Origin of the sequence: Streptomyces luteolifulvus, assembly GCF_008806595.1 — a bacterium.
In the GTDB taxonomy this organism is placed as follows: Bacteria; Actinomycetota; Actinomycetes; order Streptomycetales; family Streptomycetaceae; genus Streptomyces; species Streptomyces luteolifulvus.
Window position 1 is genome coordinate 280,271 of sequence record NZ_VZRB01000006.1, and the last position, 11,622, is coordinate 291,892.

Genomic DNA, 11,622 nt, shown 5'->3' on the forward strand with positions numbered 1-11,622 from the left:
GGGTTACGGCGTGGAGGAGCTCGTCATCCGGGACGCGGACGTGGTGGACGGCACCGGTGACCCGTCGTACCGCGCCGACGTGGTCGTCGACGGCGGGCGGATCGTGTCCGTCGTCAAGGAGGCGGCGGCCGCGGGCTGTCAGCGCCCCAAGGCACGCCGGGAACTGGACGCCGAGGGCCTGGTCCTCTCCCCCGGCTTCATCGACATGCACGCCCACAGCGACCTGGCCCTGCTGCGCGACCCCGACCACAGCGCGAAGGCGGCGCAGGGCGTGACGCTGGAGGTCATCGGCCAGGACGGGCTGTCGTACGCGCCGGTCGACGACCGCACACTCGACGAGGTGCGCCGGGCCGTCACCGGCTGGAACGGCCCCGGCGACGACATCGACTTCGACTGGCGGTCGGTGGGCGAGTACCTCGACCGGCTCGACCGGGGGATCGCGGTCAACGCCGCCTATCTCGTCCCCCAGGGCACGGTCCGCGCGCTCGTCGTCGGCTGGGAGGACCGCGAGGCCACCCCGCGGGAGCTGGAGCGGATGCGGCAGCTGGTCGCCGAGGGCCTGGAGCAGGGCGCCGTCGGCCTGTCCTCCGGGCTGACCTACACGCCCGGCATGTACGCCGGGACCGCCGAACTCACCGCGCTGTGCCGGGTGGTGGCGGAGCACGGCGGCTACTACTGCCCCCACCACCGCTCCTACGGCGCCGGCGCGCTGGAGGCGTACGAGGAGATGGTGGCCGTGGCCCGGGAGGCCGGCTGCCCGCTCCACCTCGCCCATGCCACCCTGAACTTCGGTGTGAACAAGGGCCGGGCGCCCGAGCTGCTGTCGCTCCTCGACGAGGCGCTGGCGGGCGGGGCCGACATCAGCCTCGACACCTACCCGTACACCCCCGGCTGCACCACTCTCGTCGCCCTGCTGCCCGGTTGGGCGGGCGAGGGCGGGCCGGAGGCGGTCCTTGCGCGGCTCGCGGACGAGGAGACCGCCGAACGCATCCGGCACGATCTGGAGACCGTCGGCGCCGACGGCTGCCACGGTGTGCCCGTCGACTGGGACACGGTCGAGATCTCCGGCGTGACGGATCCGGCGCTGGGCGACTTCGTGGGCCGTACGGTCCAGGAGTCGGCGCTGCTGCGCGGCGAGGCCCCCTGGGCGACCGCCCGCCGGCTGCTGGTCGAGGACCGGCTCGGCCCGACGATCCTCCAGCACGTCGGCCACGAGGAGAACGTGGCGGCCGTCATGCGGCATCCGGTCCACACCGGCGGCTCCGACGGCATCCTGCAGGGCAGCAAGCCGCACCCGCGCGCCTACGGCACCTTCCCGCGGTATCTCGGCCACTATGTGCGGGAGTTGGGCGTGCTGTCGCTGGAGGAGTGCATCGCCCACCTCACCGGCCGTCCGGCGGCCCGGCTGCGGCTGCCGGACCGGGGTGTGGTCCGCGAGGGCCACCGGGCGGACCTCGTGCTGTTCGACCCCGCGACGGTGGCGGCGGGCGCCACCTTCGAGCGGCCGCGCACCCTCCCGACGGGCATCCCCCACGTCCTCGTCGACGGCCGGTTCGTGATCGAGGACGGGCGGCGGACGGACGTACTGGCGGGGCGGGCGGTCCGTCGCAGTCCCGTGTGACGGAACACCCTTCCGCGTCCCTGCGCCTACGGCTTGGGCAGAACGCAGCCGCTCGCGTTCAGATTGAGCTGGTTGCGGGTCGTGAAGCAGGCCGGGATCTGGTAGGTCTCCTGGGCGTAGTTGATGCCCTCGCGGACGGTGACGTTGCCGTTCGCGTCGACCTCACAGGGGTTGTTCACGGTGCAGGTCTCGCCGTCCTCGTTGCCCGTGTTGTTGACGGCGACGACCTTGCCCGTGGCCTGGTCGACGACCGGCGAGCCGGAGGTTCCGCCGATGGTCTGGCAGGCGGAGGTGTAGCGGACCGAGTCCTTCCAGGTCCAGTCGCCCTCCTTGAGGCGGTACGCGAACCCGTCGATGTTGCAGTTGTACAGCCGCTTCCAGTAGCCGGAGGCGACCGTGATGGCGGTGCCGGCGGCCGGGTGTGTGTCCTGCACGGTCAGCGGGCTGATGCCGTAGGTGTTCCTGATGGACGCGTAAGAGCGGGTGAGCTGATAGATCGTCACGTCCGTGTCGGTCATCGTCGAGTAGGCGACCTTGCTGGCGCGCAGCGTCCCGACCCGTGTACCGGAGGAGTTGAGCAGTCCGAAGGAGCGGCTGGAGGCCTGGTTGACGATGACCTCGCCGGGCTCCGGGAAGCCCGTCTCCAGGCAGTGGCCGTTGGAGAGCACCAAGCCCGGGTCGGTGTCCGCGGAGTTGGGGAAGCGGATGACGGAGCCGGAGCAGTTGCTCAGTGCGACGGTCCCGGCGAGGCTGACGGCCTTCAGCGTCGGCGACGCCTTCTTCGCGGGTGCCGCCTGGTCGGTCGCGGCGACCGCGGGTGCCATGCCCGCCCCGGATATCACCAGGGCTGTGAGCGTGGCAAGGAGAGGCTTTCTCATGTGGGGGTCCCCTCTGAGACGTGAACGACCGGAGATCTTCCGGGCGTTGTCTTGTCATGGGCATTGTCATTACAGAGGGGTGGACGGGCAAGGAGTTATTTCAAGACCGGCGTTGGCGGATTTCGACGGTTGCGGCGTCGATGTGATCGAACAGCGCCGTACCGTCGACCGCGATCACGGCACCCAGTTCACGGCAGCGCTGTTCGCGTGCCGGGGTGACCCGGCCGGTGAAGAACACGACGGGCCCGTCGAAGCTCCCCCACTCACGCCAGCGGGCGAGGTCGGTCAGCCCGGCGTCCCGGTCGAGGCCGCGCGCCACGTCGGAGATCACCAGATCGACGGCGTGCAGGCCGAGCATCCGGTCGGCGGCCTGACCGTTCTCCGCCGTCAGGACATGGGCGCCGTGCTGCTCCAGATAGCGGGCGAAGGACGTGTTGTTCTCCGGATGGTCGTCCACCCACAGGACACGGATGCCCCGGTAGGTGTCCCGGCCCTCGGCCGGCGTCCCGTCCGCGGCCGTCCGCGGCTCCTCGTCAGCGCGGATCGCGGTGACGGGCGCCGCCCCGCCCTCCTGCAACTGCTTCACCAGATCGTCGATCTGCGGAAGACGCATCCACTCCTCGACGAGAGGGACGAAGTTCTGGTCGCGCGCCAACGCCGGGAACGCGGTGGGCAGTTCCTCCTCCAGCCGGGCCCGTACGGCCTCCCAGGTGTCCCGGTCCTCGGGGTCCGGTGCCGCGAGACCGTGTCCGGTCACGGAGTCCACCGTGGTCCGCCACACCTCGGGATCTGCCTGGGCCCACTGGCTCAGCACCCGCCGGGCCACCCGGTATTCGAGGAACTCGTGGGCCGCGTGGGCGTAGGTGCCGTCGCCTGCCACGAGGATGCGGTAGAAGTCCGGGTACAGATGCTGGAGCAGCAGCGTTCTGATGACCGCCTCCGGCTTGAACCCCGCCCACACGGGATTGAGGGAGCACTCCAGGCCGAAGCCGTTGATGAGCCGCTTGATCCGGCGCGGGTTGCGGGCCGAGCGGTCGGCGATCAGCCTCACCAGGTCGTCGTCAAGGAGCTCGCGCAGCCCGCAGTGTTCGGCGCAGTGACGGACGTACGCCTCCAGGTCCTCGCCGCCCGCCGCCGGCAGCCGGTAGCTCGTCTGGAAGATCTTCTCCATGAACGCCGAACCGGCCGGTCCCAGCTCCCGCAGCAGTCCCGACGGCCCGAGCGCGGACCGGTCGCAGCCGATCACGAACGCGAGTCCCGGCACGTCGAGATAGACCTTCACCGCCTCGCACACCGCGAGGACCGTCTCCTCCGAGCAGCGGTCGAGGTCGTCCACGAAGACGACGAGCAGCCGCCGCGGCTCGTGCTGTGCCGTCTCGGCCCACTCGGTGGCGAGGTCGTAGAGCGCGTCCCGCATGGCGTTACGGGCCTTGGGGCCGACGGACAGCTCATGCCATAGCCGGTCGACGAGCCCCGCCACTCCGAACGGCGCGACGGCCACGGTGAGCGTCGCGCGTACAGCCGTGATCAGCGTCCTGTGCTCGGCCAGCCGGTGCACCGCGCGCCGCAGCACCCGCCGGTCGAACCGCATCAGGACCGACTTGATCAGCCCCTCCAGGGCGTCGGCCCCCGTGGAGGTCCAGGCGTTGTACCAGACCGTCTCCACGTCCCCGCGCTGCCGCAGCTCCGTCTCCACCAGCCGCATCAGGCTGCTCTTGCCCATGCCCCACCCGGCGTCCACGGCGAGCGTGAAAGGGGTCGCGCTCCGGGAGGCGTCCAGCAGGTTCGCCAACTCGCGGGCGGCGCGGCCGGTCCCGAGCAGATCCGCCTCCGCAGCGGTGACCGGTTCGTCGTTCAGCAGCGAGAACTCCATGCCCTGCCTCCCCCTTCGGCAGGGTCAACCTATCGGCATGCGGGGCTGCTTGGGACGCTGGTGGCTGCGCCGCTGAGCGTGGCTGAGCGTGCTTCGGTCTCTTCGGCGGAAGCGGAGGGCCCGGGTGGGGCGCTCACGCGGTCGGTGGTGGGGGTGGCGACAGCCGTGCCGCGAACGGCGCGCTCAGATCCCCTCGGCGGACGACATCGCTACCTGTCGCGCTTCGCGTTTCCGCGGCCCGGCTTCCCGTTGGAGTTGCCCGGTACCCAGGTGCTCGCGGTGGTCGTTGGGGTGGGAGTGGCGGAGCTGCTCGGCGTGGTCGAGGGGCCCTGCGTGTCTGTCTCGGACGGGGAGGCGTCCGCCGGGGTGCTCGCGGACGCGGGAGCGGACCGTTGCGCACCGCCGGACGACAGGACTGCGGCCGACTCCTCCGGCGCCTCGGACTCCCCGATCGTCGGACGGCCCGTGCGGTCGTGCTTGCCCTCCCTGTCGCCCGACGACCCGGACAAGGAGAACCCGGCCACCAGCGCGGCCACGGACATGGCACCCGCCGCGCCCGCGGCGACCGCGATACGGCGCCGGGCGCGCTGCCTGCGGGCACGCCGGCCCACTCGGGTGTCCGGGTCCGCTGCCGCCTCCCAGTCGGACTCGGAGCCCGGACCGCCGGCCCCCCACGCGGCATGCTCGTCCGGCCGGCCGCCGGCCGCCTGGTGGCTCCCGGCCTCGCGGTCATCCGAGGCCGCGTAGTCGCCGGCCCCCGGACCGGGCTCGCCGCCGTCGGGTATCCGGGGCAGCCGGCACGTCTCGTCGTAGGCGTTCTGCCAGCCGTGGGCGGCCGCCGGATCTCTGTACCCCTCGTACTCCGGGGCAGGCGGTGCCGACGGATGGTACACGGTCGGCGGGCCCTGGGTCCCGTCCGCGCCGTACGCCCCGTTGTCGTACTGAGGTGGCTTGGACATGGCCGCGCATTCTAGAGACTGAAGGGGCCCCTAGGACAGCCGTTGCCCATAACCGGTCAAAGCGTGCGTCTCACGTGGCGGAAAACACGACCCACGGCGCGTTACCGGGCCGTAAGCTCCCTGACATGCAGGTGATCCAGTCGACCAAGCTCGCCAACGTCTGTTACGAGATCCGGGGCCCGGTGCTCGAGGAGGCGATGCGGCTCGAGGCGGCCGGTCACCGCATTCTCAAGCTCAACACGGGCAACCCGGCCGCGTTCGGCTTCGAGTGCCCGCCCGAGATCCTGGAGGACATCCTCCGCAACGTGTCGTCGGCGCACGGCTACGGCGACGCGAAGGGCCTGCTCGCCGCACGCCGGGCCGTCGTCATGCACAACCAGACCCTCGGCATCGAGACGGACGTCGAGCACGTCTTCATCGGCAACGGCGTCTCCGAGCTGATCGTGATGGCGATGCAGGGCCTGCTGGACGACGGCGACGAGGTCCTCGTACCGTCGCCCGACTACCCCCTGTGGACCGCGGCCGTCTCCCTCTCCGGCGGCACGGCCGTCCACTACCGCTGCGACGAGCAGTCCGACTGGATGCCCGACCTCGCGGACGTCGAGCGGAAGGTCACCGACCGCACCAAGGCGATCGTCATCATCAACCCGAACAACCCGACGGGCGCGGTGTACGACGAGGCGGTGCTCAAGGGACTGACCGACATCGCCCGCCGCCACAACCTGCTGGTCTGCTCGGACGAGATCTACGACAAGATCCTGTACGACGGTGCCACGCACACCGCGACCGCGTCGATCGCCCCCGACCTGCTCACCCTCACCTTCAACGGCATGTCGAAGGCGTACCGGGTGGCCGGCTACCGGGTCGGCTGGATGTCGATCTCCGGGCCGCGCGCCCACGCCGACTCCTATATCGAGGGCCTGACGATCCTCGCGAACATGCGCCTGTGCGCGAACATGCCGGGTCAGCACGGGGTCGTCGCCGCACTCAGCGGACGGCAGACCATCGACGACCTGGTGCTGCCGGGCGGGCGGCTGCGGGAACAGCGGGATGTCGCCCATGAGCTGCTGACCCAGATCCCCGGCGTGACCTGCGTGAAGCCGAAGGGGGCGCTGTATCTCTTCCCGCGCCTCGACCCCAACGTCTTCAAGATCAAGGACGACCGGAGGATGGTCCTGGACCTGCTGCGGCAGGAGAAGATCATGGTCGTCCAGGGCACCGGCTTCAACTGGCCCGAGCAGGACCACTTCCGGGTGGTCACCCTGCCGGCGGTCGGCGACCTGCGGGACGCGGTCACCCGGATCGGGAACTTCCTGGGCGGCTACAGCCAGCCGTGAACACTCAACTTTAGACGCGTTCTAATGTAGGATGGCTTCCTGACAGCACAGGAGGCCATCCATGTACGAACCGATCCGCACCAAGTCGGTCCACAGCCCGATGGCCGGCACCACCTCGGACTTCCCCCACAGGTCCCGCGAGGAAGAGCTGGACATCCAGCTCGCGGGCCATCTCGCGGCGTTGCTCGCCGTCACCGACGAGTTGCGAGCGCTGGCGCCCTCCGCCGAGCTGGAGGCCGCGGCCGAGCGGCTCGCCGAGCAGGTGACCCGGCTGCGGGGAGGACGTACACCGGCCCGCGCGGTGGCCTCCGGCGGCCGCAAGACCCAGCTCACGGCGCTGCATCAGCGGGCGCACACCCTCGCCGGGCGGGCGCTGGTCGTCGCGGCGTCGCGCGCCGACACGGCGGCGGCGATCCTGGCGGCCGAGCAGATGGACGCGCACGCGGCGGCACTGGGGCCCCGCGAACTCGCCCCCCACTGAGCCATCCGGCTCCCCCCGAACGGCCCCGGTCCGCGCGTCCCAGAGCGACGCGCGGACCGGGCGCCACGCACTGCGTTGGCTTGAGCGGGCCCAACTGCGGGCGGCACATAGCATCGCGCAGTTGTGCCGCCAGCAGCACCGGCCCAGCCGCGGGCAACACCAGCCCAGCCGCGGGCAGTCGTACCGCTGGGGCGGCGCCCGTCCCAAGGAGAGCGGCACCCCGCAAGCGCGGGTGAGCGGAACATCGCGGCCAGACAGACACGCTGTGCGTTGCACCGGAGGGCTGGGCACCGCCGCAATCGACCGTCCCGGCTGAGCGCCGTCGCGGCGGGAGGAAGGTGCGCCGGTCGCATACCGGGCAAGACCCCTGCACCCTGCAACCCGCAACTCGGCACCGCCGCAAACCCCCGGCGCGGCATCGCGCCGTCGCGGTGGAGAGAAGCCGTTCACCGGAGTCCGTCGTTCCCGTTGCATAGTCCGTCGTTCCCGTTGCATAACGGTAAGGCCACTTCACCCTCCGTTAACCCACCCCACCCAGGAATGTGGAGTTCCGCGAGCACGCTCCCCGCCGTGAGACGTATCGCAGGAATCGTCCTCGCGGTGTTGCTGATCGGCGGAGTGGTGGCAGCCGTCGTAGCGGGCCGGCAAGACGGGGACACGGGCACGGCAACGAAGACCGTGCGCGCAGTCATCGGATCGGAGAAGGCGGAGTTCTTCGCCGATCCCGACGTGGTGAAGGCCCTCGCCGCCAAGGGCTACACCGTGAAGACGGAGACGTCCGGCTCGTGGGCCATGGAGGGCCTCGACCTCAAGGGCTACGACTTCGCCTTCCCCTCCAGCCGGGCTCCCGCCGACGAACTCGCCGGCAAGTACCACGTACGCGGAACCCTGCCGCGGCCCTTCTACTCGCCCCTCGTCGTCGTGGCGCACCGAGGCGCCGCCGAGGTGCTGGCCGCGGGCGGGCTTGCCACGCTGGACAAGAACCGCGGCACCCTGAAGATGGCGGCGTATCTCGACGCGGCCCGCCGCGACCGGACCTGGCAGCAGCTCGAGGGCGCCGCCCAGTACGGGGAGCTGACCGGCACCCTCTTCATCGCCTCCACCGACCCGGAGACCTCCAACTCGGGTGCCCTCTATCTCGCCGCCGCCTCCTATGTCGCGAACGGCGGCCGGGTCGCCGCGAGCGACGCCGACGTCGACCGCACCGCGCCCCTGATGCGCAAGCTGGTCAGCGTGCAGTGCAGCCAGTACTGGCTGCCGGCGGCATTGGTGGTGACCGCGAACAGCCGGGAACCGTCGGCCGACCACTCCATGCCGCGCGGGGCGACCCGGTCGCCGTCGAGGCTGCCTTCGAAGACGAACTCCAGCGGGGCCGTCGAGTCGGCCGGGTCGGCGGGCTGGAGCAGCAGGTCGGGCGTGGAGCCGGTGGCCGCCGCGCCGCGCGCCAGGTACGAGCCGTCGCCGCTGAGGGCGACCGATCTCGCGGTGGCCCCGGACGGGAGCGCCGGGTAGCCGTTCGCCGCGTCCGACAGATCGCCGGTGTGGAGCAGCCGGGTGCCGTGGGCCGCGTCGGCGACGGCGACCTTGCTGCCGTCGGCGGAGAACGCGAGGTCCTTCAGATCGAGGGCGCCCTTGCCCTCACTGTCGGCGAAGCGGCGGGGCGGCGCCTCGTACGAGAGAGCCGTCGCTGGTGTCGTACACCGTGAGGAAGGGGTCGGCCGCGTTGTCGTTGCGCGGCTGGCCCATCAGCATCCGGTTGCCCGGGCCGGCTTCGATCTTGAGCTTGCCGTAGTCGTTCCAGCCGGTGCGGGTGTGCACGCCGTTCACGATGCCGTCCAGATGGGTCTGGGCGGTGGGGCACGCGCCCGCATCCTGCGAGTAGGGCGTGGTGAAGTACAACTGGCCGCCGGAGAAGGCGAGTTCCCGGCCGCAGGTGTCGGTGTTGGTGGAGGCGAGGAAGGCCGGTTGGAAGGTGGTGGTGTCGTACGTCTGGATCTGCTCGCGCAGACCGGCGTAGAGCTTGCTGCTGTCGGCGCTGAGGGCCAGACCCGAGACATGGGCCGGGGTCTGGAGGGTGGTCAGACGCTCGCCCCGGAAGTCGTAGACGGCGATGACGCCCTTGTTGAGGTAGTAGTCGGTGTTGCTGTCCGCCACGAACACGCGCTGGTGCACGGAGTCGACCGCGATCGCCGAGAACGACGAGATCGGCAGCTTGGCCACCGCGTCGGAGGCCGCCGCATGGGCGGCGGGCGCCGCGGCGACGGTCAGGCCGGCCCCGGCGAGTGCGGCGGCGACCAGTGTGGCCGCGAGACGTCCGGGACGGTGTGCAGCATTCAACTGTGCCCCCCACAGGCTGAGTTGGGTGTCCGCTGCGTTCGGACAGACACCTGTGACAACCATGTAACAGCCGTGAAGATCCTTGGATCAAGGGGGCGCGACCACGGGCGAAGGCCTGTCGTCGTACCGGTCCCGTCGGGGCGGACGGGGAGTACGACGACAGGCCCAGGGCCCCGCACGCCGTTGTACGGGACCTCGCCGGTCTGCACCGCGGCCGGCCGTGACGATCGCAGGTCAGGGCAAGATCGGACCGGCCGCGGAGTTCTCGGGAGGACGCTCAGCCCAGGCGCTCCACCAGCGCCCGGTACTCGTCCCACAGCTCCTTCGGGGTGTGCTCGCCGAAGGTGTTGAGGTGATCGGGGACCAGGGCGGCCTCCTCGCGCCAGACCTCCTTGTCGACCGTGAGCAGGAAGTCCAGGTCGGAGTCGGCCAGCTCCAGGCCGTTGGTGTCCAGGGCCTCCCTGGTCGGCAGGATGCCGATCGGGGTCTCGACGCCCTCGGCCTTGCCGTCGAGCCGCTCGACGATCCACTTCAGGACGCGGCTGTTCTCGCCGAAGCCGGGCCAGACGAACTTGCCCTCGTCGTTCTTGCGGAACCAGTTGACGTAGTAGATCTTCGGGAGCTTCGACTGGTCCTTGTCCTTGGCGACATCGACCCAGTGACCCATGTAGTCACCCATGTTGTAGCCGCAGAACGGCAGCATGGCGAAGGGGTCGCGGCGCAGTTCGCCGACCTTGCCCTCGGCGGCGGCGGTCTTCTCGGAGGCCACGTTGGCGCCGAGGAAGACACCGTGGTTCCAGTCGAAGGACTCCGTCACCAGCGGTACGGCGGTGGCGCGGCGGCCACCGAAGAGGATCGCCGAGATCGGCACGCCCTTCGGGTCCTCCCACTCGGGCGCGATGATCGGGCACTGCGAGGCGGGGACGGTGAAGCGGGAGTTCGGGTGGGCAGCCGGGGTCTCGGCTGCCGGAGTCCAGTCGTTGCCCTTCCAGTCCGTGAGGTGGGCCGGAGCCTCCTCGGTCAGGCCCTCCCACCACACGTCGCCGTCGTCGGTGAGCGCGACGTTGGTGAAGACCGAGTTGCCCCACAAGGTCTTGATGGCGTTGGCGTTGGTGTGCTCGCCCGTGCCGGGCGCGACGCCGAAGAAGCCGGCCTCGGGGTTGATCGCGTACAGCCGCCCGTCCTCACCGAACCGCATCCAGGCGATGTCGTCACCGATCGTCTCCACGGTCCAGCCGGAGATGGTCGGGTCGAGCATGGAGAGGTTGGTCTTGCCGCAGGCGCTCGGGAACGCGGCGGCGACGTACTTGGACTCGCCCTGCGGCGGGGTCAGCTTCAGGATCAGCATGTGCTCGGCGAGCCAGCCCTCGTCACGCGCCATGACGGAGGCGATGCGCAGGGCGTAGCACTTCTTGCCGAGCAGGGCGTTGCCGCCGTAGCCGGAGCCGTAGGACCAGATCTCGCGGGTCTCGGGGAAGTGGGAGATGTACTTGGTGGAGTTGCACGGCCACGCGACGTCGGCCTCTCCCTGAGCCAGCGGGGCGCCGAGGGTGTGCACGGCCTTCACGAAGAAGCCGTCGGAGCCCAGCTCGTCGAGGACGGGCTGTCCCATACGGGTCATCGTGCGCATGGACACGGCGACATAGGCGGAGTCGGTGATCTCGACGCCGATCGCGGAGAGGTCCGAGCCCAGCGGGCCCATGCAGAACGGGACGACGTACATCGTCCGGCCGCGCATCGAGCCGCGGAAGACACCGCCCTGGCCGTCGGTCCCCCGGAAGATCTCCCGCATCTCGGCGGGTGCCTTCCAGTGGTTGGTCGGGCCGGCGTCCTCCTCCTTCTCGGAGCAGATGAAGGTCCGGTCCTCGACCCGCGCGACATCGGTCGGGTCGGAAGCGGCGTAGTACGAGTTGGGGCGCTTGATCGGGTCGAGTTTCCTGAAGGTTCCCTTGGCCACGAGCTCCTCGCACAGTCGCTCGTACTCGGCCTCTGATCCGTCACACCAGACCACGCTGTCCGGCTGCGTCAGTTCGGCGATGTCGTTCACCCAGGAGATCAGTTCCTGGTGGTTGGTGGGGACGGGGGGAGCCGCGATGTCGCGCGCCACGATTGCTCCTAGAAGAAGGGTTTTTTGTT

General features: G+C 70.4%; 9 protein-coding genes. 4 read left to right on the forward strand and 5 right to left on the reverse strand.

Annotated features, from left to right (window positions below; all coding sequences use genetic code 11):
- Positions 1-10 precede the first annotated feature (10 nt).
- Positions 11-1,621, forward strand: a complete 1,611-nt coding sequence (locus F7R91_RS11800; RefSeq protein WP_150947377.1) for an N-acyl-D-amino-acid deacylase family protein — start codon at positions 11-13, stop codon at positions 1,619-1,621.
- A gap of 26 nt (positions 1,622-1,647) precedes the next feature.
- On the opposite strand, the gene F7R91_RS11805 is transcribed toward F7R91_RS11800, so the two are convergent.
- From F7R91_RS11805 to F7R91_RS11815, 3 genes are all read right to left on the reverse strand, one after another.
- Entirely contained in the window at positions 1,648-2,499 is an 852-nt protein-coding gene (locus F7R91_RS11805) for a S1 family peptidase (RefSeq protein ID WP_150947380.1), read from the reverse strand.
- Between the two features lie 100 nt (positions 2,500-2,599).
- Positions 2,600-4,372 (reverse strand): P-loop NTPase fold protein, encoded by a 1,773-nt coding sequence (locus F7R91_RS11810; protein WP_150947382.1) that lies wholly within the window; start codon positions 4,370-4,372, stop codon positions 2,600-2,602.
- Between the two features lie 209 nt (positions 4,373-4,581).
- The gene (locus tag F7R91_RS11815) at positions 4,582-5,331 is read right to left on the reverse strand and encodes a hypothetical protein (RefSeq protein ID WP_150947384.1); all 750 of its coding nucleotides are present in this window, start codon (positions 5,329-5,331) and stop codon (positions 4,582-4,584) included.
- 125 nt (positions 5,332-5,456) lie between these two features.
- Here F7R91_RS11815 and F7R91_RS11820 point away from each other — a divergent pair, with 125 nt between their 5' ends.
- The 3 genes from F7R91_RS11820 (at position 5,457) to F7R91_RS11830 (ending at position 8,661) form a co-directional block, all read left to right on the forward strand.
- Positions 5,457-6,668 (forward strand): pyridoxal phosphate-dependent aminotransferase, encoded by a 1,212-nt coding sequence (locus F7R91_RS11820; RefSeq protein WP_150947386.1) that lies wholly within the window; start codon positions 5,457-5,459, stop codon positions 6,666-6,668.
- Positions 6,669-6,729: 61 nt separating this feature from the next.
- Positions 6,730-7,149, forward strand: coding sequence for an SCO4983 family protein (locus F7R91_RS11825; RefSeq protein ID WP_150947388.1), 420 nt, complete (start codon positions 6,730-6,732; stop codon positions 7,147-7,149).
- A gap of 570 nt (positions 7,150-7,719) precedes the next feature.
- Complete coding sequence (locus tag F7R91_RS11830) at positions 7,720-8,661, forward strand: hypothetical protein (RefSeq protein ID WP_225320606.1); 942 nt, start codon at positions 7,720-7,722, stop codon at positions 8,659-8,661.
- Positions 8,662-8,787: 126 nt separating this feature from the next.
- On the opposite strand, the gene F7R91_RS42630 is transcribed toward F7R91_RS11830, so the two are convergent.
- Positions 8,788-9,486 (reverse strand): YncE family protein, encoded by a 699-nt coding sequence (locus F7R91_RS42630; RefSeq protein ID WP_225320607.1) that lies wholly within the window; start codon positions 9,484-9,486, stop codon positions 8,788-8,790.
- Positions 9,487-9,763: 277 nt separating this feature from the next.
- Complete coding sequence (locus F7R91_RS11840) at positions 9,764-11,593, reverse strand: phosphoenolpyruvate carboxykinase (GTP) (protein ID WP_150947390.1); 1,830 nt, start codon at positions 11,591-11,593, stop codon at positions 9,764-9,766.
- Positions 11,594-11,622 lie beyond the last annotated feature (29 nt).

Bases quoted from the DNA above. Each gene is read 5' to 3' on its own strand.
- F7R91_RS11820 (WP_150947386.1), top strand. From the start codon at position 5,457: ATGCAGGTGATCCAGTCGACCAAGCTCGCCAACGTCTGTTACGAGATC.
- F7R91_RS11815 (WP_150947384.1), bottom strand. From the start codon at position 5,331: ATGTCCAAGCCACCTCAGTACGACAACGGGGCGTACGGCGCGGACGGG.
- F7R91_RS11805 (WP_150947380.1), bottom strand. From the start codon at position 2,499: ATGAGAAAGCCTCTCCTTGCCACGCTCACAGCCCTGGTGATATCCGGG.
- F7R91_RS11810 (WP_150947382.1), bottom strand. From the start codon at position 4,372: ATGGAGTTCTCGCTGCTGAACGACGAACCGGTCACCGCTGCGGAGGCG.
- F7R91_RS11825 (WP_150947388.1), top strand. From the start codon at position 6,730: ATGTACGAACCGATCCGCACCAAGTCGGTCCACAGCCCGATGGCCGGC.